Origin of the sequence: Candidatus Amarolinea dominans, assembly GCF_016704685.1 — a bacterium.
Classification (GTDB): domain Bacteria; phylum Chloroflexota; class Anaerolineae; order SSC4; family Amarolineaceae; genus Amarolinea; species Amarolinea dominans.
This window is the reverse complement of sequence record NZ_JADIZS010000005.1, coordinates 18,649-42,707: the sequence shown is the minus strand read 5'-3', so window position 1 is coordinate 42,707 and position 24,059 is coordinate 18,649. Positions and strand designations below refer to the sequence as shown.

Below are 24,059 nucleotides of genomic sequence, written 5' to 3'. Positions count from 1 at the left end.
TTTTCTGCATGGCGAATCTATCACGTACCTTTGGCAATCGCAGCCGCAGGACAGGCGAAGCAATCTGGATCATGCTGGGCGTGCTGCTGCTCGGCTGCGCGCTTGCGCTGCCCCTGGGCGCCAGTGACGACACGGCCCTGGCCTTGATTCTGCTCGGCACAGCCGTCATCGCCTACCTGGTCTTTCCTTCGCGTTGGCAGTTGTGGTCGCTCGTCGCCATCGCCGTCTACTTCCAGCCCCTGGAGGCGTTGCAACTTCCCATTTCGCAGTCGAACGTCCACCTGCTCGATCTCTTTGTCGCGATGACCCTGGTCGGCTGGCTTATCCGTTGGGCCTTGCAGATGCATACGTGGCGGCTGACCCGCCGCTCCGGCTACCTGCTGGCGGCTATCCTCGCCATCCTGCTGATTCCGGCGCTCGTCGGGATGCTGAAGGGCAACATCGTCGTCACCGTTCTGCGTGACATGCGGGTGCCGTTCTACTACATCACCCTGTCGCTGCTGGTGGTGTCCAGTGTGCGCACACGCGCTGACCTGGTTACGACCCTGCGCGGCATCGCGCTGCTGATTCTGCCCGCGCTGGCCTACTACTTTGTCAGTTGGGCGCTCGGCATTCCCACGTCCGAGGGTGCATCCACCGTGATTCTCAGCAGTGGTCGCTACTTGCGCTATGGCCTGGTCACCAGTTGGGAGTACATCATGCTCTCCTGGCTCTTGGGACTGGCATTTTTCCTCACGGGCGATGTGCCGCCGCAGTGGCGCCCCTGGTTGGCGCTCTACACCCTGCTGTCCACCGTCGCCTTGATGGCGCTGCTGGTGCGCGGCATCTACCTGGGCATGCTCGGCGGCCTCGTCACCGTGGTCCTCTTCAGCCATTGGCTGCGCAACCCACAGCGCCTGATCAGCGCCGGCCTGGTGCTGCTCGTTCTGGGTGGCTTGGTTGTGGCTGCGGATGCCGCCGCCGGCACGGGGCTGGTGGCCGCGGTGGGCGAACGTGTACTCTCTATCGTGGACCCCCGTGCTTCGACCTCCAGCTCGGCCGCCAATCGCGACGCGCCTGGAGACGACTCGTTTCATTGGCAACGCGGCCCGCGGCACGTCCAACCCGCTCATCGGCGCGGGCTACGGGGACCGTGGGGCCTATGCCTACTCACGCGATAGCGAACTGCAGGCCCTCTTCCGCCACAGCGCCTACAGTTGGCTCTTCTACCGGATTGGATTCATGCAGGGCATCCTGATCCTGCTCCTCTTCGCCGTGGTGGCCTGGCGCGCCGGTCGTTTGGCCTGGCGCATGGAAAACAGCCTGCTGCGCGCGACCATCGTGACTTTCCTGGCCGCCTTCATTGCCAACTTCTTCGTCGGTCTGGGCAACAACACGATCTTCGATTTCTTCGGTGCGTTCTCAGTCCAGGTGGCGGTCGAGTTTGCCATCCTCATCAAACTTGATCTGCTCCTGCAGCCGGCGGTAAGCGCATGACGCTGCCGTTGGTCTCCATCGTCACACCCAGTCTCAACAGTGCGGCATGGATTACCGCCACGATCGTCAGCGTCCTGGCGCAAGACTACGGCCGCCTGGAATACATCGTGATGGATGGCGGCTCGACGGATGACACCCATGCCATTCTGCGCCGCTTCGCCGCGCGCGACAATCGCCTGACCTGGTTTGCCGAACCTGACACCGGCATCTCCCAGGCCGTCAACCGCGGTTGGGCGCGCAGCCAGGGCGAGATCATCGCCTGGATCGGCAGCGATGACCTGTATCGGCCGGGCGCGGTGGCCGCGGCCGTGTTCGCGCTGCAAGCTCAGCCGGCCGTGACCGCCGTGTATGGCGATTGCGCCATCATTGATGCGGAGGGTCGATGGGTGGGACATCTGCACACCGGCCCCTTCGACCGCGGGCGCCTCCTGGGGTGGAATTACCTGGCGCAGCCGGCGGTTTTCATGCGCCGCGCCGCGGTCGCGCAGGCCGGTTGGCTGGACGAGAGCCTCCGCAACGTGATGGATCACGACCTGTGGATCAAACTGGCGCAGCAAGGTGCGATGGCCCATGTCGCTTCGATGTGGGCCGCGGTACGCGTGCATGATGGGACCGTGACCAACCGCCAGGTTCGCCGCGCCGGCGAAGAGACGCTGCGCGTGGTGAGCCGCGCGGTCAACGATCCGGCGCTGGCGCTCGACCTGCAATCACAGCGCGCACGCGCCCTGGCCGAAGCCTATCTGCGCGCCGGCATGTGCTTCTACGCGGCATCCGATTTGCCCCAGGCGCGCATCTATCTGAAGCAGGCTCTGCGCCTCGCGCCGGGGCTGCTGGCCGATGGCCGTTTCCTGCGTACCGCGCTGACCGCACAGTTGGGCACACGCCTGATCGAACGCCTGCGTCGCTGGCGGCCCGCACCGCATCGCACCGGCAGCGATCGGGGAGTGTGAACCGTGGCGCCGTACCGCATCGTCCACATCATCAAAAATCTGCCGTTCGATGGCGGCACGACACAGTATCTCTATCAACTGCTGTCGTCTCTCGATCGGGCCGCGTTTGCGCCCGAAATTCTGGTGATCGAGGAGGAAGCGCCCGGGCGCAGCTTTGCGGCCGCGTTTCAGGCGCTCTCGATTCCCGTCACCTCTCTGCCCACACGCAGCAACCTGGACCTGCGCGCCGTGCGCCCGGTCGTCCAATGGCTTGCCGGCCGCCGCGCCGACCTGGTGCAGACCCACCTGGCGCGTGCGCACATCTACGGCGGCCTGGCCGCGTGGCGCCTGGGGCTGCCCACGATCATGACCGAACACGGCATTGTGCGCAACACCAGCCTGCCGGTGCGCGTGTGGGACAATTTTTATGGGCGTACCGCCGCCCGCATCGTCTGCAATTCTCAGGCCACGTGCCGGCAGGTGGCGCGAGACATGCCGCTCCTGCCCCGTGCCAAACTGGCTGTCATCTATCCCGGCGTCAGCGATCACCCGGCCAATCAGCAGCCAACCCTGACCCGTGCGGCGCTTGGTTTGAGCGACGATGACCTGTTGCTGGGCTATGTGGGCACCTTCATGCCGGTGCGCTGCCACGCGATGCTCTTGCAGGCCTTCGCTCATGTGCGCCAGGCGGAACCGCGCGCCCGCCTGCTGCTGATCGGCGACGGCCCGCTGCAAGCCCAGGTGCAAGATCAGGTTCGGCGGATGGGACTGCAGGATGACGTCTGGGTCTGGCCGGCGCGCGACGACATTCGCCAACTGCTGCCGCTGCTCGATGGCTATGTGAACTCCGCCAGCGCAGAGGCTTTCGGCATCGCAACTGTCGAAGCGATGCTGGCGGCCTTGCCCATTGCCGTCACTGACGGCGGCGCGCTGCCAGAGTTGATCGAGCACGAGGTCAGCGGCCTGGTGGCTCCGGCCAACGATGCCATCGCCCTGGCGGCAGCCCTGCGCCGCCTGCTGTCCGGCGAAGCCCAAGCGCAGCGGTGGGGCCAGGTTGCCCGGCAGCGCGCCCTGCAGCAGTTTGCACCGGCTGCGTTTGCCGGGAGCTACGCGTCCCTCTATCGGGCCATTTTGGAGCCAGGGCGCACCTCAGCGCGGGCATTGGCAGCCGACGAACGGATCGTGCCGGCGCCGACGCGGGGAGACCCGCCCGCGCTTCCCCCCGGACGATCGGTCGCGTCCGGGGCGAGCGTCTCGAAACCCACCCTTCTGGTCGCGGGGCCGACACCGCCGCCCTATGCCGGGGTGGAAACCTTCACGCAGACGGTGGTCACCTCGCCCTTGATGCAGCAGCGCTTCGCGCTCACCTTCTGCAACATGCAAAAACCGATCACCAACGAGCAGCGCGGGCGCCTGGGGTTCGTCAACATTCGCTACAACCTCGCTCACCTATGGCAGTTCTTGCAGATGTGTCGCCGGTTGCACCCCGACCTGGCCTATCTGCCCTTGAGTCAGAATCGTCCCGGTTTCTTTCGTGATTCGATTCTGCTCTGGCTGTGTCGTCCGTTTGCGCGCCGCGTGGTGTACCAGGTGCATGGCGGTTCCTTCGACCGGTTTTACGCGGGCCAGCCGGCCTGGTTCCGGGCCTATATCCGCCGCGTGTTTCAACAGACCGATGCCTTCCTGGTCGGTGGCGAACGGCTCAAGCAGCAGTTCGACAACCTGGTGACCCCCGCGAAGTTCCGCGTGGCCGCCTATGGCGTGGCGACCCGCTACCCGCCTCGCAGCCGGCCTCCGGACGATGACCTGGCTGAGATTCGGGTGATCTTCATGGGGCACATCTCGTTCGCCAAAGGCGCAGTGGACCTGGTGCGTGCGCTGCCGTTGGCGCTGCCGCAGATGCAGGTGGGACTGCGCGTGCAGCTCGCCGGCGAATTCATCAACAAGGAACGCAACATCACCTTCATTCCCGAACATGATCATGCGGCCGGCGCCATTCGCCAGGTGATTCAGGAGCATCGCCTGGAAGAGACCGTGAAGTTCCTGGGCGTCATTCGGGATGAGCAAAAGTTGCAAACCCTGGTAGATTCTGATATTTTTATCCTGCCTTCCTACACAGAAGCCATTGGACTGTCGGTGATGGAAGCGATGGCCGCGCAGTTGCCGGTCATTGTCACCGCGGCTGGCGCGCTGCCCGACATGCTGACCGAGGGCACGCACTGTCTCTTTGTCAAGCCGGGCGACCCGTCCGGATTGGCGCAGCAGTTAGTGCGTTTGTGCGCGGATCGGGCCTTGCGGCTGCGGATGGGTCAGGCCAACCGCAGCATCATCGAGGAACGTTACAACGAAACGGCCTTCCTCAACCGGTTGGCTAATGCCCTGGAAGATGTGCTGTAGGGGAAACCGTGCCGATGCAACAGACGACTAATCCATCTCTAGCTACCGGCGTCTCTGCGCCGCGCCGCGTCCATCTGATGGGGCTGCCGGTGGACTGCGTCACCGAGGCGCAGGCCATTGCCATCTGCCAGGACGCTATCGCCCGGCCGCGCCAGGTGTGCATCGTGCCCATCAACGCGGCGCAGACCATCCTGGCGCATGAGGATGCCGCCTTCCGGCGCGTTGTGGAAGATTTCGAGCTGGCGCTGGCCGATGGCAAGGCGGTGGCCTGGGGCGCCAAGTGGCTCGAACGCTTGCCGGTGCCGGAACAGGTGGGGCTGCCGCCGTTCGTTCATCGCCTGCTGGACGTGGCCGAACTGCATGAGCACAGCGTCTACTTCTTTGGCGCCGAGGAAGAGATCGTGCAGCAGGTGGTGGCGCGTGCGCACCGCCGTTGGCCGCGGCTGCTGATTGCCGGTCAACGCAATGGCTTCTTCAAGCCGGCCGATGAAGCGGGCATCGTCGCTGCCATGAACGACAGCCGGGCGCAGATCATGTTGGTGGCCCTGCCCTCGCCGATGAAGGAGATGTGGATCGCCAGGCACAAGGACGCGCTGCACATTCCCGTCATCGCGGGCGTCGGCGGTTTGTTCGATGTCATGGCCGGCAAGGTGCGACCCGCGCCCGAACCGATCCGCATGGCGGGGCTGGAGTGGGTCTTCCGCATGGTGCAGGAACCGCGGCGGCTGTTCAGGCGCTACATGACCACCACCCCGCTGTTCGTCTACCGCCTGCTCACCGGTTATGAACCAACGGAGTGAGGCGTGATCTCTACACTATTCTGGAAAGGATTTTTTTCATGCGAATTTTGGTAACCGGCGGCCTGGGAGCGGTTGGTTCAGTTCTGGTACGTGAGCTGCGCGGGCGTGGCAATGAGGTGTGGCTATGCGATCTGGCCCATCATTACGATGCCCAGTACGTGCGCTGCGATGTCGGTGAGTTCAGGCAGGTCGAGCGGTTGTTCGACCAGCACGAGTTCGACACTGTCTACCATCTGGCGGCTGAGTTCGGACGCAACAATGGCGAAGATTACTATGAGAAAGTCTGGCAGACCAACGCGATTGGCACCAAGAACATCCTGCGCATGCAGGAGGAGCGGCGCTTTCGCCTGATCGCCTTCAGCAGTTCCGAGGTCTATGGCGATTATGCCGGCGTGATGAGCGAGGAGGTCATGGCAAACTCTCCGGTGCGCCAGTTGAACGACTACGCAATCAGCAAGTGGGTCAATGAACAGCAGATCATGAATTCGATGGACCGCTTCGGCACCGAGTCGGTGCGGGTGCGGCTGTTCAACACCTACGGGCCGGGAGAGCCTTACTCGCCCTATCGCAGCGTCATTTGCCTGTTCATCTATCGAGCCTTGCACGATCTACCGTACACGGTCTATCTGAATCACCATCGCAGCTCCACCTACATTGATGACTGCGTGCGCACCCTGGCCAACATCTGCGAGCGCTTCCAGCCCGGTGAGATCTACAACATCGCCGGCGACGAGTATCACGACATCAAGGCGCTCTCTGACATGATCCTGGCCCACCTGGGCAAGGACGACCGCCTGGTGACCTACCTGGAGTACGAGGCGCACAACACGCGTGACAAGCGCGCCGATACCCTCAAGGCCGTGCGCGACCTGGGGCATCAGGCCACGGTGTCGCTGGCCGAAGGCGTGGCGCGTACCATCGAATGGCAAAAGGTGTTCTATGCCCGACGTTGAACGCCTGCTCGATGACGCCAGCCCGCGCAATCCCCAGGTGGTGATGGTGGGCACCGGCTACGTGGGGCTGCCGGCCGCGCTGATGCTGGCGCGCGCGGGCTGGCGCGTCGTGGGCGTTGACATCAACGAAAACATCGTGGCGGCGATCAACGAAGGCGTGCTGCACCTCAAAGAGGCTGAGCTGCAGGCGCTGCTGCACGATCCAACGGTACGTCAGAATCTGAGCGCGCGCCACTCACCCTGCCCGGCCGATATTTTCATCATCGCCGTGCCTACGCCGGTGCAGCCGCGCAAAAAAGTGGCCGACCTGTCGTACGTCATCAGCGCCATCGAAGCGCTGTTGCCCCACCTGCGCGCGGGTAACCTGATCATCATCGAGTCCACGATTCCGCCGTTGACCTGCCGCCATGTCGTGACCCCGCTGCTGGAGCGCACGGGACTCCGGGTCGGCGCCGACATTCACCTGGCCCACTGCCCGGAACGCATCCTGCCCGGCGACGTGTTCTACGAGATCGTCCACAACGACCGCGTCATCGGCTGCGCTGAGCCGGTTGGCCGTGAAATGGCCCGCGCGCTCTACGCGTCCTTTGTCAAAGGCGATCTCTACGTGACCGACGATGTGACGGCCGAGCTGTGCAAGCTGTGCGAAAACACCTTTCGCGATGTCAACATCGCCCTGGCCAATGAGTTTGCCGCGGTGGCTGAGGGCCTGGGCATTGACCCGCTGCAGGTCATCCGGCTGGCCAACAAACATCCCCGCGTCAACATCATGCGCCCCGGCATCGGCGTGGGCGGGCACTGCATCCCGCTCGATCCGTGGTTCATCAAAGAGGTGGATCCTGCCAACTCGCGCCTGATCTTCACCGCACGGCTGGTCAACGACGAAGTGCCGCACAAGATCGCCGCGCGCGTGCGCCAGGCCGTGGCCCACCTGGTCACACCCCGCCTGGTCGCCATCGGCATGAGCTATAAGCCGGACACCGAGGACACCCGCGAAAGCCCGGCCACGGAGATCGTCCACCTCCTGCGCGCGGATGGCTATCAGGTGGCCCACTATGACCCGCTGGTCGTCGGCCATGAGTACAGCAGCCTGGCAGACGCCGCGGCAGGCGCCGATTGCCTGCTCTTGCTGGTCGAGCACAAGGTGGTGAAACAAGCCTGGAAGGCCGAACAGGAGACGGTCAGGGCGGCCATGCGCACCCCCATCGTCCTGCGCTTCTACCAGGATGACGCGCCGTGATGGCTGACGACGGCCAGGCGCGAACCACGCCATTCACCGTGCTTTCCATCGTTGGCACGCGGCCGGAGGCGGTCAAAATGGCGCCGGTCATCAGGGCGCTGGCGCGGCAGGCCGGTATCCGGTCGCTGGTTTGCGCCACCGCCCAGCACCGCGAAATGCTCGACCAGGTCTTCGACCTGTTCGCCATCCGGCCCGATGTGGACCTGAACCTGATGCAGCCCAACCAGACCCTGCCCGGCCTGACCGCCCTGGCCCTGACCCGCGTCAGTCAGGTGTTGCAAGACCTGCAGCCTGACCTGGTGCTGGCGCAGGGCGACACGACGACGGTCATGGTGGCTGGGTTGGCCAGTTTCTACGCACAGATTCCGATGGGACACGTCGAGGCCGGACTGCGCACCCACCGGCGCTACAGCCCTTTTCCCGAGGAGATGAATCGGCGCCTGGTGGCCAGCCTGGCATCGCTGCACTTTGCGCCCACATCCCGCGCGGTCGCGGCACTGCAGGCCGAAGGCGTGTCGGCCGAGGACATCTTTCTGACCGGCAACACGGTTGTAGATGCCTTGCAGTCCATTGCGACCCAGCCGTTCGAGCCGGACCCGGCGCTGCGCACGCGGTTGGAGCAGACGCCAGGCCGCCTGCTCCTGGTGACCGCGCATCGGCGCGAGAACTTCGGCGCGCCCTTCGTGGCGATCTGTCTGGCCCTGCGTCAGATTGTCGAGCGCAACCCGGACGTGACCCTGGTCTATCCGGTGCATCTCAACCCGCAGGTGCGCGAGCCGGTCATGCGCATCCTGGCCGGCCACGAGCGTATTCACCTGCTGGAGCCGGTCGAGTACCGAACGCTGGTCTACCTGCTCAAGCGCTGCACCCTGGTCCTGACCGATTCTGGCGGCATCCAGGAAGAGGCGCCGGTGCTGGGTAAACCGGTGTTGGTATTGCGCCGCGACACCGAGCGGCCCGAGGGCATCGAGAGTGGCAATGCCCGCCTGGTTGGCACCGAGCAAGCCGACATCGTGCGCGCAACAGAGCGTTTGCTGCATGACGAATCTGCCTACCAAGCCATGGCCCAGGCCGCCAGCCCGTACGGCGACGGCCGCGCCGCGCGCCGCATTGTAGACGCCATCGTTGCCCGCTACATAAATTCTGAACGCTGAAACAGGGCGATTTTCTGCACTTTGCGCTCATCACGAGGTGAATCATCATAGACCTTCCATCGGCGCCGCTGGCGCCGCCACGCCCGCTTTACGAAATCAGTAAGCGCTGGTTCGATCTTGGACTCAGCGCCGTGCTGCTGGTCCTGCTCTCGCCGCTCCTGCTGCTGCTGGCGCTGGCCGTTAAGCTGACCTCGACCGGCCCGGTCTTCTACCGCTGGCAGGTGGTGGGGTTGGGCGGGCGGCCGTTCACCGGCTACAAGTTCCGCACGATGGTGGTCAACGCAGATGCGCTCAAGGCCCAACTGCTGGCTGCCAACGAAATGAGCGGACCGGTCTTCAAGATGAAGCACGATCCGCGCATCACGCCGGCGGGGCGCATCTTACGCAAACTGAGCCTGGACGAACTGCCGCAGTTGTGGAGCGTGCTGATCGGCGACATGAGCCTGGTGGGACCGCGGCCGCCCCTGCGCAGCGAGTACGTGCAGTTCCAAGATTGGCAGCGTGCGAAGTTGAGCGTCAAACCGGGCCTCACCTGTCTTTGGCAGATCAGCGGCCGCAATCGGGTGAGCGATTTCGACGAGTGGGTCAAGCTCGACCTGGCCTATATCGCCCGGCGCTCGTTCTGGCTCGATCTGTGGATCCTGCTGCGCACCGTGCCCGCCGTCCTGTTGGGACACGGCGCCTCGTGAGCCGGCCGGCCGTGCGCCACGTTGCGTACACCTGTGCAAATGTGCTCACTTCGGTTTCCTGTGTTAAAATGGGTGCAGCGTCTGTGGACAAGAGAGGGTCGTACCCTCTCATTCTTTTGCCTGCAAGACGGCGACAACCAGGGACAGGTAGACAAAGCGGCAGTGCCTGAAACACCGTGGAATGAGCTGACGCACCAAGAACGTCTGTTTTACGAAGAGAGCTATCGGCGGCAGGGGCAGCTCGCGGCCGACCTGGCCGAACCACTCAGCGTGCGTGAGGTCTATGCACTCGATCTGCTCGGCGCCGGTGCACAAAGCCTGGTGCTCGAAGTGGGCAGTGGCAGCGGGCGTCATGCCGTTGAGATTGCGCGCCGGGGAGCGATCGTCGTGGCCGTTGATGTCAGCGTGGCCGGCGTGCAGCGCGGACAGGCCCTGGCGCAGATGGCCGGCCAATCCTCACACGTGCATGCCGCCAGCATGGATGCCCATGCGCTTGGCCTTGCGGACGCCAGCGTAGACCTGGTCTTTGGCGCCCAGGTGCTGCACCACCTGGATTGTGCGCAGGCTGGCGCTGAAATCGGGCGTGTGCTGCGGCCGGGAGGCCGCGCCGTTTTCATCGAGAATTCTGCACGCAACCCGCTGCTCATGTGGGCGCGACGCCACCTGGTGGGGCGCATTGGCATTCGCCGCTACGGCTCGGCCGCCGAAGCCCCCCTGGACGATGCGGAAATTCGTATCTTCTGTCGCCAGTTTGGCGGTTCAGTCCGGGTACATTTTCCCCAGCTCTGCCTGACTGTGCTGCTTGCCCGCCACTGGCTTAACTTTCCCTGGGCCGTGCAGTTTTTCCTGCAAATTGACCAGTGGCTCGAACGTTGGATCCCGGCCCTGCGCAGCTGGAGCTTTCTCCAGGTGCTGGAATTCGTGAAAGCGCCCCAACAACCACCACCGGGGGATAGATGAACATTTTAGTAACCGGCGGAGCCGGCTTCATTGGCTCGCACACCGTTGACCTTCTGCTGGCACGCGGTCATCATGTGCGTATTCTCGATAACTTGACCCCACCTGTGCATGACGATGGTCAAATTCCTGACTATGTACCGGCTGCCGCCGAGTTCATGCTGGGCGATGTGTGTGAGCGGAGCGTGCTCAACCGCGCCCTGCAGGGCATGGATGCCGTGATTCACCTGGCGGCCTATCAGGACTATCTGCCAGATTTCGCCAAATTCTTCCACGTCAACGCGGTGGGCACGGCGCTGTTGTACGAGTTGATCGTCGGCCATCACTACCCGATTCAGAAAGTCGTGGTGGCATCGTCGCAGGCGGTCTATGGCGAGGGCAAATATGCCTGCAGCCGGGACCACGTGCAGTATCCGGGTCCGCGCACGGAGGCGCAGTTGCGGAGTGGCCTGTGGGAGTTGACTTGCCCGGTGTGCGGCGGCCCACTCGACGTGCAGCGCACCGATGAGGCCCACGTCAACCCACACAACCAGTACGCCATCTCCAAATATACGCAAGAGATGATCGCCCTCAACCTCGGCTGCCGCTATCAGATTCCGTCAGTGGCCTTGCGTTTCTCGATCACCCAGGGGCCGCGCCAGTCGTTACGCAACGCCTATTCGGGCATCCTGCGCTTGTTCACCATGGCGCTGCTGCACCAGGAAGCGCCGGTGATTTTCGAAGACGGCAATCAGTTACGCGACTATGTCAATGTCAGCGATGTGGCGCGCGGCATCGAGTTAGTGCTGCTGGACGCCCGCGCCGACTACCGCGCGTTCAACGTCGGCGGCAGGGACGCCGTGAGCGTGCTCGACTACGCGGCCGCTGTGGCCGCGGCTGTCGGTTATGACATTGCACCCCGCATTCCGGCCGAGTTCCGCCTGGGGGACACCCGTCACATTGTCTCCGACATTGGCCGCTTGCAGGCATTGGGCTGGCAACCCACAGTGCCGCTGTCGCAGACGATCCAGGACTACATTGCCTGGGCGCAGACCCAGGTCTCGTTTGCCAAATACTACGAGGAAGCAACCCGCATTATGAAGAAACTCGGCACGGTACGGTCTGTCGCGTGATTACATCGGTCAGTCGCCGCGAACCCTTGCCCATGACGCCATCGAACGTGGATGTGCAACAACCCCAATCCGCGCAACAGTTGCTCCTGTTGGTCAGCCGGCGCAGTCTGACCAACGACGAGCGCGGCCAGGTCCTCGCGGCCATCGAACGCGGCATCCCCTGGCCGCTCTTCTACGAATTAGCGCGCGCACATGGCCTGGCGCCACTTGTGTTTCATAACCTGCGCGCGCTCAACGTCGCGGCCAATGCACCGGCCGCGGTGTGGCGCCAGTTCGAAGCCAGCTACTACAGCACCCTGGGCGACAACCTGCTGCTCGAATCTGAATTGTTTCAGGCCGCCGACCAGTTGCGGCGCCGCGAGGTTGACTTCCTGCTCCTCAAAGGCATCGTGCTCGGCGCCATGCTCTATCCCGACCCGGCCCTGCGCCCTTCGGCCGACCTGGACATCATGGTGCCCCTGGCCCAGGTGGCCGCGGCTCAGCAGGCCTTGCAGGACTTGGGCTACAGCCTGCAGCCCGGACGTCAGCTCGATTTTCAGTTGGCGCGCAGCTATGACATCCCCTACGTGCGCCAGTCCGCGAGTGGCCAGGGCGTCCTCCTCGAGTTGCACTGGAGCCTGGCCGAACCCGAGCTCTTCAACCTGGATATTGACAACCTGTGGGCGCGGGCGCAGCCATTTGCCTACAACGGTCACGCCCTGCGTTCGCTTTCACCCGAGGACATCCTCTTTCACCTGACTATTCACATCCGCAAGCACCGTTACGTCGGCCTGCGTTGGTTAGTAGACGTCAACGAAATGCTGCGCAGCTTTGGCGCCGGGCTGGACTGGGCCTACCTGCTCAACCTGGCGCAGCAGACCGGCGCCTGCACCTTGCTGTACATGACGCTGCAGCTCACGCATGACGTGATGGCCGCGCCGGTGCCGCAGCATGTACTGGATACGCTGCGTCCCAGCCGTGTGCGTCGCTTCCTGCTCAAACCATTTGTGGATGCACAAAACCTGACGCGCATCATCCAGGAAGACAGCGCCGAATGGAGTTGGCTGGGGTTGGGGCAGGTCCTGTTGCTCGACCGTTTTCGTGCCATGTCGCACGACCTTCGACATCGTTTCGCGCCCCCCATCAACATCTTCCCCGGCCAGACGCGTCGTGACCATCACGGCCTTCTCTATGCCACCTGGTTCTACGTCAGTCGCCTGGGCATGATCCTGGGGCGCATGGGGCGTGCGGGCAGCCGGCGGCTGTGGGTCGGACTGCGCCGGCGTTGGAACCGTGCCTGAGGCCATCCTATGTTGATTGCTCGTTCACCAGTGCGCATCAGCCTGGCGGGCGGCGGCACCGATCTGCCAGCCTACTATCTGCGTTACGGCGGCGCCGTCATCAACACGGCGATCAACCGCTATTTCTATGTCGTACTCAACGTCAACGACAGCGATACCCTGCAGATCACCTCTTCCGACTACCAGACCTTCTATCGTCACGACCGTGACTCGGAACTGATGACCGACGGCTCTCTGAGCCTGCCGCGGGCGGTGCTGCATCATTTTGGTGTGACCCACGGCCTGTCCATGTTCCTGGCCTCCGAAATACCGCCCGGCACCGGCCTCGGCTCATCGAGCGCGGTCACGGTGGCCCTGGTCAAAGCGGTCAGCGCGGCCTGCGGCTGGACCATGAGCAAGCAAGAGATTGCCGAAGAGGCGTGCCATATCGAACTGCACAAACTGGGGATGCCGATCGGCAAGCAGGATCAGTACGCGTCGGCGTTTGGCGGCATCAATTATATCGAATTTCAGGCAGATCGCGTTCAGGTGACGCCGCTCTCCCTGTCCCATGACACCTGGCAGCGCCTGCAGCGCAGCTTGATGCTCTTTTTCACGGGCAGCTCACGCAACTCGGCCGAAATACTGAGCAAGCAGAGCCAGTCGAGCAAACAGGATGACGCCCAGGTGATCGCCGCGCTGCACAGCGTCAAGGCGCTGACCGCCGAGGTCAAAGTGTGCCTGGAACAGGGCAAGTTAGACGCCTTCGGCGAGCTGTTGGATCAAAACTGGCAGGCGAAGAAGCGCTTTGCACCGGGCGTTTCCAATGAGCGCATTGACGAAAGCTACGCGCAAGCACGTGCCTGCGGCGCCAGCGGCGGCAAGATCACCGGCGCCGGTGGCGGCGGCTTTCTCATGCTCTACTGCCCTGAGTCGCAGCAGGGGCGCGTGACCGAGGCCCTGGGCGCGCTGGGCTTACAGCGCATGGATTTTCGCTTCGATCTCAACGGCGCCCAGGTGCTCATGAACAGCGGCCTGCAGCTCGATTCACCCCTCGCACACGTGCGCCACCGCACCCGTCTGCACCGAGAATAGAGCCATGTCACGTCGTGAACGTACCCTCCTGGTTTTCATCCTGATCGTGCTGGATGCCCTCATGATCGGGGCCGCGCTGATGGCGGCCTACTACGTGCGCGTCGAGAGCGGCTGGCTGCCGGCGCGCAATTTCAGCTCCCTCGATGAGTACGTGCGCTCCAGTCTGCTCTCCATCCCGCTGTGGCTGCTCATCCTGGGCCTGCATCGGCTCTATGATACCCGCCTGCTCCTGGAAGGCTTGCAGGAGTACTTCAAGGTGGCAACCGCCTGCACCTATGGACTGCTGGCGCTGGTGTTAGCGGCCGTGTTCACCAGCCCTGGCTCAGCCTTGCCCGCGCGCGGCTGGCTGCTGCTGGCTTGGGTCTTCTCCATCGCCTTCATCAGTCTGGCCCGCTTCGTGGTGCGCCGCATCATCGTCTTCGTGCGCGGGCGTGGGCGCTTCATCACCCGCGTCCTCATCATCGGCGCCAACACCCACGGACAGGCGCTGGCCAACCAGTTCCGCACCGCGCCCGGCGCGCGCCTTGAGGTCGTTGGCTTTCTGGACGACTTCCTGCCCCTGGGCGCCCGCGTGGGTGAAGCGGCCCGCGGCAACGCGTTGGAGGTGCTGGGCACGCCGGCCATGCTGCACGAGGTGGCCCGGCGCTACGATGTCAGGGAGGTCATCGTCGTGTCCACGGCCGTGGCCTGGGAAACGTTCCAGAACCTGATGCAGCAGGCGACCGCACCCAGCCGCTTTGATATTCTGCTCTCACCTGGCTACTACGACATCCTGGCCACCAGCGTGGAGGTCAGTTATCGCGATTTCGTGCCCTTGCTGCGCGTCAACAAGATGCGCCTGACCGGCTTCGATGCCCTGTTCAAAGCGGCGCTCGATTTCGGGCTCGGACTGCTGGCCGCGATCGTGCTGGCGCCGCTGGCCCTGCTGCTGGCCGTCGCCATTCGCCTGTCCACCTCCGAACCAATCCTGGAACGCCACAAGGTCTGGGGCGCACGCGGCAGTTCCTTCATCACCTACAAGTTCAACACCCGCTTTGGCCGCCCCACTCCCCACCCCCTCGCCGCTTTCATCCTCCGCCTGGGGCTTGACAAGTTGCCGCAATTGATTAACATCCTGAGCGGGCACATGAGCCTGATTGGTCCCCGCACCATTGCGCACAGCAAGAACATCCTGGTCGAGCCAACCCTGGCCAACCTGCTGACGATCAAACCCGGCATTACCGGGCCGTGGGCGGTGGGCGGCGAGCGCAGTTTCGATGAAGAGATGCGCCTGACCAACTATTACATTCGCAATTGGACCATCTGGATGGATCTGCAAATCCTGATCCAGACCATCGTCCGTATCCTGCGCGGCGAACGCGCCAAAGCACAGCTTCCCCTGTCCGAGGAGGATTATCCAACATGAACGACTTACAAGGTGTTCGAACTGTTCAGAGCCAGGCTGCACAGTATGTGGCAGACGTTCAGGCCCTGATGAACGATTTACCGGTGGCCGCCGTGCCTGCCGTGGTTGAGGCCCTGCTGGGCGCCTGGCGGGGCGGGCATCCGGTCTTCGTCTGCGGCAACGGCGGCAGCGCGGCCACCGCCTCGCACTTCGTCAATGATCTGAACAAAGGAACCAACGTGGCCGGTAAGCGTCGTTTCCGCGCGCTGGGGTTGGTGGACAACACCGCGCTGTTGATGGCCTGGAGCAACGATACCGCTTACGAATACGCACTGGCCGAACAGGTGATCAACTTCGTGGAGCCGGGCGCGGTGCTGGTTGCCATCAGCGGCAGCGGCAATTCGCCCAACGTGCTGCGGGCGGTGGAGGTGGCGCAGGCCCACGGCGCCATCACCGTGGGCATCACCGGCTTCGATGGCGGCAAGCTGCAGCCGTTGGCTGACCTGGGCCTGCATGTGCCCAGCCGCTGCATGGAACAGGTGGAGGATGCGCACATGATCCTGTGCCACACCCTGACGGTGACGCTGCGCCGTGCCATTGCCGCCGAGCCAGACCTGGCGGTCAACGCGGCGCCGGCGATGATCGGGGTGCAGCCGCTCAAGCCTTCTCGCAACGGCGCCGTGGCATGACGGCCGGCCAACCCGTCAACGGTCGCCGCCCGGCCATCTTCCTCGATCGCGACGGCGTCATCGTCCAAAACCGTCATGACTATGTCAAGTCGTGGGCAGAGGTGGAACTCCTGCCGGGCGCGTTGACGGCTTTGCAAACCCTGCGTGCCACCCCCTTCGCCGTGGTGGTCGTCACCAATCAGTCGGCGGTCAACCGTGGCTTGCTGCCCCCGGCCACCCTGGACGACATTCATCAGCGCCTGCAGGCCATCATCGAGAAGGCCGGCGGTCAGCTCGATGCCATCTACGTCTGCCCGCATCGGCCCAACGAGGGCTGCGACTGTCGCAAACCGCTGCCCGGCATGCTTTTGCAGGCCGCGGCCGCGCTCGAACTCGACCTGGGCCGCTCATTTCTCGTCGGCGACGCCATCACCGACCTGGAAGCGGCCCTGGCCGCGGGCGTGCAACCCTTGCTCGTGCGCACCGGCCGCGGCCGCGGCCACGAAGCCCTGCTCGACACCCAAACCCACGCCATCTGCCCGGTCGTAGACGATCTCAGCGCAGCCGTCTCCTGGATCCTCGCCCGCGCCGCGTAGGCCAACTACCTCGCCAGCATCATCCCCAGCCCGGCGGCCGCGCCGCCGAGCAGCAGCCAGGTTGTGGGAATGCGAAAGCGCAGGAGCAGCAGCGCGGACAGCAGGCCCAGGCCGACCGTAAACCAGTCGCTGAACGCGGCGCGCGCCAGTTGCCAGGTCACCGCGGCCATCAGGCCCAGCGAGGCGGCGTTGGCGCCGTCCAACAGCGCGCCGGCCCAGGGCGAAGTCCGCAGCCGCGGGATGAGCGGGCCGCTGATCGCCACAAAGATGAAGGCCGGCAGGAAGATGCCCACCGTGGCCAGAACCGCGCCGACCGCGCCGCCCAGCAGATAGCCGATGAATGTGGCCGTGGTGAAAAGCGGCCCCGGCGTCACCTGGCCCACGGCAATCGCATCAATCAACTGGCGGTCGCTCAACCAACCCAGACGCAGCACGAAATCGGCGCGCACGAAGGCGAACAGCACGTAGCCGCTGCCATAGAGCACCGAGCCGATCTTCAGGAAGGTCAGGAAGAGGCGCGCCAGCGTGAATGGCGCCGCGCCGGCCGCGACCATCCAGCTCAGGCCCCAGGGCAGGGCCAGCGCGCCGGCCGCACGAGGCCAAAAACGCCAGTTGCGAATCAGCATGACGGCCAGGGTGATGCCGAAGAGAAGCGCCAATTCGTTGACGCCCACCAGGGCCAGCGCCAGCGCCAATCCGGCCGCGGCCATCGTCACCCGGTCAGTCAACGCCTTTTGGCCCAAGGCCCACAGCGCCTGCGCGATGATGGCGATGATGACCGGCTTGATGCCCAGCAGGAGCCAGTTGACTTGAGGCGTGGCGCCAAAACGAACATAGGCCGCGGCCAGCGCCATCACCAACAGCATCGCGGGCAAGATGAACCCAACCCCGCCGGCAATCAGCCCCAGCCAGCCGGCGCGCAGCCGTCCCACGTGGATGGCCATCTCGGTCGAGTTTGGCCCTGGGATCAAATTGGTGGCGCCGAGGAGATCCAGAAACTCCTGATCGTTCAGCCAGCGCCGGCGGCGCACGATTTCGTCGTGAAACAGGCCGACATGCGCGGCCGGGCCGCCGAACGCGGTCAAGCCCAGCTTGAGGAAGACGAGGAAAACGTCACGCAGGCGCCCGGTCAAAGGTTCGGTGGAGGTGGAGGTGGAGGTGGAGTTCATGCCCACATTGACACCGAGGGTCGCGCAGCAGCGTGATTCATGCGGCCAGCGTGTCGAGCACAGCCTGCAGGTCGGCCGGCAGCGGGGAGGTACACTCCACATAGACGCCATCGGATGGGCGCTGGAAACCGAGGATGTGGGCGTGGAGAAAATGGCGCGGACAGGCCAGGCGTGGCTTGCGGTGCCCGTAGATGGCATCCGCCAGCAGTGGAAAGCCAATGAACTGAAAATGCACGCGAATCTGGTGCGTGCGGCCGGTGTGCGGCTCGGCCTCCACCAGGGTGAAGCCGTTGTAGTAGTCGCGTACCCGGTAATGGGTCACGGCTGGCCGCGCGTGCTTGCTCTCCTGCCCGGTGATGACGGCCATGCGCTGGCGATTGCGGGGATCACGGCCAATGGGCGCTTCGATCGTGCCCTGGCGTGGCGTCAGAATGCCATCAAGCAGCGCCAGGTAGACCTTGTGTACCAGCCGTTCTTTGAATTGGCGCTGCAGCTCGCGCAGGGCCTTCTCGTTCTTGGCGACGAGGACCAGGCCGGAGGTGTCTTTGTCCAGGCGATGGACAATGCCGGGGCGCACTTCGCCACCGATGCCGGCCAGATCAGGCACGTGAAAGAGAATCGCGTTGACCAGTGTACCGCTGGGGTGGCCGGGCGCCGGATGCACCACCAGGCCGGCCGGCTTGTCCACCAGGATCACGTCGGCATCTTCGTAGACGATGGTCAATGGGATGTCTTCCGGCTCCAGGGTTGCGGGCGCCACCGGCGGAATGTCAATCTGCACCACGTCGCGGGCCTGCACGCGGTAGCTGGCCTTGACGATGCTGCCCGCGATGGTCACGCGGCGTCCTTCGATCCAGCGTTGAATGACCGAACGCGACTGCTCCGGCAACGCGGCGGTGAGCCACTTGTCCAGGCGTTCGCCGCTCCTGTCAACGGTGAGGACGGTTGGTTCGAGTTCGTCGTCGAGCGTCATGTCAGTCATCATTGCTCGGCACGCACCTGGCAGCGTATGCACAGGCTGGCGGAGGGCAGGGCCTTGAGGCGGGCAAAGTCAATCGGCTCGCCGCAGCGCTCACAAAAGCCGTAGGTGCCGGCCTCCAGGCGCGCCAGCGCACGATCCACGTCTGTCAGGGCGCGATTGTGCGATCCGTTCATCGTCAACGCCGCGGCCTGATCGAACGCGTCCGTGGCATCATCGGCCATGTGGTTGCCCAGGCCCGGATTGTGGTTGCGCACCTGAACTTCGTAGTGGGCGATTTCTTCCTGCAGGCACCTGCGCTCCACCTCAAGCTGCCGCTGCAGACGGGCATCATCACGTGTCATGGCATCTCCTCGTCGAGTGCAACCGGGGACGATCTTGAAACTGATTTTACTCGTCTGTCTGCGACCTGTCAACATGATGACGATGGGTGCATTTCGCCGGGCGACTGCAAGTCGCTGCAACGGCTGCGAAGCCCACTTGCGCGGGCTGGGATCGAGCACGATGAAAAAGCGGTGGACTTTCACGCCAGGTCGGTGCGCGTTACGCCAGGTCGGTGCGCGTCACGCCCGCCATCTGCATGATGAAATCTGCGCCAAACGCCAGCGATGGCGTCTGAAAACCGCTGGGGATGCCGCCGGCCAGCACACGCTGCACGGCCGCCAGGCTGGTCAGCGCGGTGAGTTGATAGCCCTCCGGCGTACGCAGCCGCGAGACCCGCGCCTGGCCTTGGTCGTCGCGCACTTCGCCCCACACCAGGCTGAAACCCTGACTGCGCTGATCGGCGCTTGGCCCCGGCGCGCCCGCGCCGATCGCGAGCTTGAGCACGCGCTGCATGGGCGCCGCGGCCAACAGACCGCCCACCCAACGGCTGGCAAGCAGCAGCCGGCGCGCCGCGGGCGGAAAGACGCCATAGACCTCGATGTTGGGGATGCCGGTGCTGTAGAAAGCGGTGGCTACGTCGCCCCAGGGAATGGTGACGCACGTCACCGGGCCGCGGCCGAAATCAACAGCGCGGGTCTTCCAGGCCGCGGGCACGCGACGAATCTTGCCCTGTTCGCGGATGGCGCCCAAGCGGTCAATATCCTCGAGCATGGTGCGCAGGGTGCCGCGTGACCAGGTGCTGCCGACGCTGCGAAAGGCCAGCGCCAGGTGGGTGGCGCCGGGCAGCCGGGCGTGGAGGTGCGCGGCCAGGCAGTCAGTAGGCACGACATCGAAGCCGACGCCGGGCAGTAGGCTGATGCCTGCCGCCTGCGCCTCAGCCGAGCGCCGCGCCAGCGCCTCGAAGACGGCAATTTCGCCGGTGATGTCCAGGTAGTGGACGCGGTTGCGCAGGCAGGCGTCCACCATCGGCTGCGCGGTGTGCGCAAAGGGGCCGGCCGCGTGCAACACCGCGGCAACGCCGGCCAGCGCGGCGTCCAGCGCGGCCGCATCGGCCAGCGGCGCCACCCGGTAATCAAGCCCAAGTTCGCCCGCCAGGGTGGCCAGGGCGGCGGCCGAACGTCCGGCCAGCAACGGGCGCAGGCTTTGTGCAACCGCCAGTCCGGCGATCAAGCGGCCGGTGTAGCCGGTGGCGCCATAGATCAAGAATGACTCAGACATGACTCACCTCCTGCTGCCCGCGGGGGACGAAGATCATGGCGATGGCCGCGATCAGGGCCATGGCCGCGCCAAAAAGAAACGGGGCTGTCGGGCCGAAACCCGCCCAACTGCCGACCCCTTGCCAGAGGATGCCGGCGATGAGGGAGGCCGGTAAATCCAAAATACCGAGCACGGCGCTGTAGGTGCCAAAGGCGGCGCCGCGCAGATGGGCTGGCGCCAGGTCGGCCACCAGGGCCTTGGCTGTGCCATAAGCCATGCCGTAATAAAAACCGTAGACGGCATACAACGCCCAGATGTGCCAGGCCGCCTGCGCCAGGCCAAAGCCCAGGTAGATCAGCGCATAGACCAGCCAGCCCCCGATGAGCAGGCGCCGTCGCCCGATGCGGTCAGACAAGGCGCCGGCCGGGGTTGAGATCAGGGTGTAGATCAGGTTGAAGGTGATGAGCATGCCGAGCACGCCGAGCACGCTGAGGCCACGCTCTTGTGCGCGCAGCACCAGGAAGGCGTCCGAGGAGTTGCCCAGGTCGAAGATGCCGACGACGAGCATGAAGAGCAGAAAGGGCCGACCCAGGCCCTTGAAGCCCAGCGCAGGCGCCTTCGCCGCGCCTGTAACCGGCACATCGGTGGCCCCAAAGGCGAGGGTAATCACCGCCAGGCCGGCCGGGATCAGGCTGATGAGCACCAGGGTGCGAAACGTCGCGGCGGTCAAGCCGACGCTGCCAGACTGTGCCAGCCAGACGACGAGCAGCGCAATGCTGAGTCCCAATACGGCCCCGGCCGTGTCGGCGGCGCGGTGAAAGCCGAAAGCCAGGCCGCGTTGCGCGGGGGTGACGGAATCGGCCACCAGGGCATCGCGCGGCGCGGTGCGCACGCCTTTGCCGACCCGATCGGCCCAGCGCGCGCCGGCCACGGCCCCCCACCCGGTCGCGAGATAGAAAAAGGGCTTAGAGAGGGCCGAGATGCCATAGCCGGCCACCGCCAACCACTTGCGCGCGCGCAGGCGATCGGACAGCCAACCGGAGAAGAGCTTGAGCAGGCTGGCCGTGGCTTCGGCCACCCCTTCGATCAGGCCAATGACGTTGGTTTTGACGCCGAGCACGTTGGATAAGAAGAGCGGCAGCAGGTTGATGACCATCTCGCTGGAGATGTCCATCAGGAAACTGGTGATGCTGACCGCCCAGACGTTGCGGGGCAGACTGCGCACGCCCGTTGTGGGCTTGGGGTTGGCTTGACTCACGCTTTATTTTCTCCTCGATCATGGTCTGACGGCGGGGATGCGTGCATGCCTTTGGGCGCCGGTTCGGCCCGGTAGATGCCAATCGAGGCCATAGTATGCCACCGCTCAACGCTTGTCAAATCGCCCCCGGCTGCAAACCTTTCTATACGTTCCAGAGAGCTCCAGAGGAACGAAACGCAAAGACGCGGAGACGCAAAGGCCGCAAAGGGCTATGCTGTCTTGGCGCCGTGGCGTCTTCGTGCCGTGGCGTCCCTGCGATGATGCAAGAGCTTGCACGGTAACACGGTGATCGAGTAAGATAGGGCTGATATCCAGAACCGTCAATAGGAGGCAACGATGGACGTTGTGGCGTACAATCGGCAGGCGTGGAATCAACAGGTAGAGCAGGGCAATCCCTGGACGGTGCCCTTCAGCGCGGAGGTGATTGCGGAAGCGCGACAGGGGCGCTGGGCGATCGTGCTGACGCCCACCATTCCGGTGCCCAGGTCATGGTTTCCGGATCCGCTCAGCGGCCGCGATGTCCTCTGCCTGGCGTCGGGCGGCGGACAGCAGGGGCCGGTCTTGGCCGCGGCCGGCGCTCAGGTGACGGTCTTTGACAACTCACCCGCGCAGTTGGCGCGTGATCGCGAGGTGGCTGAGCGGGAGGGGCTTGCCATCCGCACGGTGCAGGGCGATATGGCCGATCTCTCTGCGTTTGCCGCTGAATCCTTCGATCTGATCTTCCATCCAGTCTCCAACTTATTTGCGCCTGACGTGCGCCCGGTCTGGCGTGAGTGCTACCGTGTGCTGCGGCTGGGCGGCGCGCTCCTGGCCGGCTTCGCCAACCCCGTGCGCTATCTATTCGACGTTGAATTGGCCGACCAGGGCATCTTCAAGGTGCGCCACCGCCTGCCATACTCTGATCTCACCGACTTGACCGAGGAGGAGCGCCAGCGCTACCTGGCGCAGGGCACACCCCTTGAATTCGGCCATACGTTGGACGATCAAATCGGCGGGCAGCTGGCGGCCGGCTTTGTATTGACCGGGTTTTTCGAGGATCGTAGCCCGGATGAGGTGTTCACTGAGTACCTGGCAACGTTCATCGCCACGCGGGCCGTCAAACCAGGCGGCTGATGGAATTCAAGAGAACAAACAGGTAACGAAGGCGACCTGTTTGTTCGGCTCTGCGCAGGATTGCCCGGCTCACCTGGCCGGTTCGGGCGTCGGGGTGTCGGTTGCCGACGGGATGGGCGTATCTGTCGGTATCGGCGTGTCAGTCGGCGGCTCCGGCGTGGGCGTCTCCGCCGGTGTTTCTGTTGGCAGGGGCTCCGGCAGTAGATCATGAAAGATGGATTGGTACACCACCGTTGCCGTGGGCAGAGGCGACGGCAACGGCGGAACCTCACCATCTACGATCACCGGCGCCATGAAATAACGAGCTTGTCCATTGATCTCCAATCCCCAAGTTACGTAGTTTCCACTGACGAAAATGGGATCGAGGTAGTCAGCCGAGATATCTTCCAGCCCAGGCGGCATGATTGGGATTGCATAGATTACGTCGTATCGCAAATCGTACCCGCGTTGCGTCTCATCTTGCCATACAACCTGTGTTCGAGAAACGCGAATCTTGGAGGGAGGGGGGTGTTTTCCGAATAGTTCAGGAATATCGAGTATGCGGCTGGTGCGCGTGCTTAGATCGAATACAGCTAAGGCCATCTGTCCGGTTTCTTCGTCATAATCCACCCAAGCAATCATTCCTTCGTTGATATGATAGAGCGTCATCGTGCGGATGCCGAGAAAGGCAGCTCGTGCCCTGGTAATGACAATCTCCTCGCCGGTCTCCAAGTTGTAGGCACGCAGTCCCACACGTTTGTCAGCGCCTTCGTCACTGGTGAAGATGATCCATTGATTCGACATCCAAACATCAATTCCCAATCTGATGTAGGCTTGTTCGCCGGTCGCGAGATCATAGGCATAAAGTCCTTGCGCACGATCCTGACATGGCCAGGGATCACAAAGCGACCAACGCCAAACTAGATATTGGTCGTCCATGGCTTCGAAATCGGCCTGACCACTATCGTTCCCCAAGCGAAACTCTTGGCCTGTCTCATTGTCATGCAAGTACAAGCTGTGGTTATGGGCCATGACACCGCGCTGTACCCCACTACTTTGGTCTTCCATGCGAACGCGATAGCGCCGCGAAGGTGCAGGGGCGATTTCGTTCGTTTCCCCAGTCGCACCTCGTGCATCGGACTGGCTGTCGCGACTCCTGTAGCATCGTCAAGCGACACCGCCGTTGCCGGGGCATCTCCTGACGGAATAGTCGTGGCCTCAAGCGATGGAACAGCCCCGGATGGCAAAACGATATCGCCTGTACCGGGCGC

23 protein-coding genes are annotated in these 24,059 nt (G+C 64.0%); 17 read left to right on the top strand and 6 right to left on the bottom strand.

The genetic code is table 11. The features are described from left to right. Positions 1-8: 8 nt before the first annotated feature. From IPF85_RS04505 to gmhB, 16 genes are all read left to right on the top strand, one after another. Positions 9-1,160, top strand: coding sequence for a hypothetical protein (locus IPF85_RS04505; RefSeq protein WP_343406868.1), 1,152 nt, complete (start codon positions 9-11; stop codon positions 1,158-1,160). A gap of 61 nt (positions 1,161-1,221) precedes the next feature. Beyond that, entirely contained in the window at positions 1,222-1,476 is a 255-nt protein-coding gene (locus tag IPF85_RS04500) for a hypothetical protein (RefSeq protein WP_343406867.1), read from the top strand. Then, positions 1,473-2,426, top strand: a complete 954-nt coding sequence (locus IPF85_RS04495) for a glycosyltransferase (RefSeq protein ID WP_343406866.1) — start codon at positions 1,473-1,475, stop codon at positions 2,424-2,426. Before IPF85_RS04500 ends, IPF85_RS04495 begins: the two co-directional genes overlap by 4 nt. A 3-nt stretch (positions 2,427-2,429) precedes the next feature. Beyond that, positions 2,430-4,802: a glycosyltransferase gene (locus IPF85_RS04490; RefSeq protein WP_343406865.1), complete on the top strand. Its 2,373-nt coding sequence runs from the start codon at positions 2,430-2,432 to the stop codon at positions 4,800-4,802. 14 nt (positions 4,803-4,816) lie between these two features. After that, positions 4,817-5,602: a WecB/TagA/CpsF family glycosyltransferase gene (locus tag IPF85_RS04485; RefSeq protein WP_343406864.1), complete on the top strand. Its 786-nt coding sequence runs from the start codon at positions 4,817-4,819 to the stop codon at positions 5,600-5,602. Between the two features lie 38 nt (positions 5,603-5,640). Beyond that, positions 5,641-6,555, top strand: a complete 915-nt coding sequence (locus IPF85_RS04480; RefSeq protein ID WP_343406863.1) for an NAD(P)-dependent oxidoreductase — start codon at positions 5,641-5,643, stop codon at positions 6,553-6,555. Further along, complete coding sequence (locus IPF85_RS04475; protein WP_343406862.1) at positions 6,542-7,795, top strand: nucleotide sugar dehydrogenase; 1,254 nt, start codon at positions 6,542-6,544, stop codon at positions 7,793-7,795. Before IPF85_RS04480 ends, IPF85_RS04475 begins: the two co-directional genes overlap by 14 nt. Next, a complete protein-coding gene (gene wecB, locus IPF85_RS04470; protein ID WP_343407031.1) occupies positions 7,795-8,949 on the top strand; it encodes a UDP-N-acetylglucosamine 2-epimerase (non-hydrolyzing) in 1,155 nt (384 codons plus the stop codon). The genes IPF85_RS04475 and wecB overlap by 1 nt, the downstream gene beginning before the upstream one ends. Positions 8,950-8,990: 41 nt before the next feature. Beyond that, positions 8,991-9,638 (top strand): sugar transferase, encoded by a 648-nt coding sequence (locus IPF85_RS04465; protein ID WP_343407030.1) that lies wholly within the window; start codon positions 8,991-8,993, stop codon positions 9,636-9,638. Positions 9,639-9,800: 162 nt separating this feature from the next. Then, a complete protein-coding gene (locus tag IPF85_RS04460; RefSeq protein ID WP_343406861.1) occupies positions 9,801-10,598 on the top strand; it encodes a class I SAM-dependent methyltransferase in 798 nt (265 codons plus the stop codon). Further along, complete coding sequence (locus IPF85_RS04455) at positions 10,595-11,707, top strand: NAD-dependent epimerase/dehydratase family protein (RefSeq protein WP_343406860.1); 1,113 nt, start codon at positions 10,595-10,597, stop codon at positions 11,705-11,707. The genes IPF85_RS04460 and IPF85_RS04455 overlap by 4 nt, the downstream gene beginning before the upstream one ends. Before the next feature lie 32 nt (positions 11,708-11,739). Beyond that, positions 11,740-12,987, top strand: coding sequence for a nucleotidyltransferase family protein (locus tag IPF85_RS04450; RefSeq protein WP_343406859.1), 1,248 nt, complete (start codon positions 11,740-11,742; stop codon positions 12,985-12,987). 9 nt (positions 12,988-12,996) lie between these two features. Further along, complete coding sequence (locus tag IPF85_RS04445; protein WP_343406858.1) at positions 12,997-14,061, top strand: GHMP kinase; 1,065 nt, start codon at positions 12,997-12,999, stop codon at positions 14,059-14,061. A 4-nt stretch (positions 14,062-14,065) separates the two neighbouring features. Next, positions 14,066-15,466: a sugar transferase gene (locus tag IPF85_RS04440; protein ID WP_343406857.1), complete on the top strand. Its 1,401-nt coding sequence runs from the start codon at positions 14,066-14,068 to the stop codon at positions 15,464-15,466. After that, positions 15,463-16,134, top strand: coding sequence for an SIS domain-containing protein (locus IPF85_RS04435; protein ID WP_343406856.1), 672 nt, complete (start codon positions 15,463-15,465; stop codon positions 16,132-16,134). Before IPF85_RS04440 ends, IPF85_RS04435 begins: the two co-directional genes overlap by 4 nt. Then, entirely contained in the window at positions 16,131-16,709 is a 579-nt protein-coding gene (gene gmhB / locus IPF85_RS04430) for a D-glycero-beta-D-manno-heptose 1,7-bisphosphate 7-phosphatase (protein WP_343406855.1), read from the top strand. The genes IPF85_RS04435 and gmhB overlap by 4 nt, the downstream gene beginning before the upstream one ends. A 5-nt stretch (positions 16,710-16,714) precedes the next feature. On the opposite strand, the gene chrA is transcribed toward gmhB, so the two are convergent. The 5 genes from chrA to IPF85_RS04405 form a co-directional block, all read right to left on the bottom strand. After that, the gene (gene chrA, locus IPF85_RS04425; protein ID WP_343406854.1) at positions 16,715-17,878 is read right to left on the bottom strand and encodes a chromate efflux transporter; all 1,164 of its coding nucleotides are present in this window, start codon (positions 17,876-17,878) and stop codon (positions 16,715-16,717) included. A 37-nt stretch (positions 17,879-17,915) separates the two neighbouring features. Beyond that, on the bottom strand, positions 17,916-18,851 hold the full coding sequence (locus IPF85_RS04420) for an RluA family pseudouridine synthase (protein WP_343406853.1): 936 nt from the start codon (positions 18,849-18,851) through the stop codon (positions 17,916-17,918). 8 nt (positions 18,852-18,859) lie between these two features. Beyond that, the gene (locus IPF85_RS04415; RefSeq protein ID WP_343406852.1) at positions 18,860-19,201 is read right to left on the bottom strand and encodes a TraR/DksA family transcriptional regulator; all 342 of its coding nucleotides are present in this window, start codon (positions 19,199-19,201) and stop codon (positions 18,860-18,862) included. 199 nt (positions 19,202-19,400) lie between these two features. Then, positions 19,401-20,459 (bottom strand): saccharopine dehydrogenase NADP-binding domain-containing protein, encoded by a 1,059-nt coding sequence (locus IPF85_RS04410; protein WP_343406851.1) that lies wholly within the window; start codon positions 20,457-20,459, stop codon positions 19,401-19,403. Continuing rightward, the gene (locus IPF85_RS04405; RefSeq protein ID WP_343406850.1) at positions 20,452-21,696 is read right to left on the bottom strand and encodes an MFS transporter; all 1,245 of its coding nucleotides are present in this window, start codon (positions 21,694-21,696) and stop codon (positions 20,452-20,454) included. The genes IPF85_RS04410 and IPF85_RS04405 overlap by 8 nt, the downstream gene beginning before the upstream one ends. Before the next feature lie 336 nt (positions 21,697-22,032). Here IPF85_RS04405 and IPF85_RS04400 point away from each other — a divergent pair, with 336 nt between their 5' ends. Further along, entirely contained in the window at positions 22,033-22,809 is a 777-nt protein-coding gene (locus tag IPF85_RS04400) for a class I SAM-dependent methyltransferase (protein ID WP_343406849.1), read from the top strand. Between the two features lie 69 nt (positions 22,810-22,878). Here the strand turns inward: IPF85_RS04400 and IPF85_RS04395 are convergent, their stop codons facing one another. Further along, entirely contained in the window at positions 22,879-23,856 is a 978-nt protein-coding gene (locus tag IPF85_RS04395; RefSeq protein ID WP_343406848.1) for a hypothetical protein, read from the bottom strand. Between the last annotated feature and the right edge of the window lie 203 nt (positions 23,857-24,059).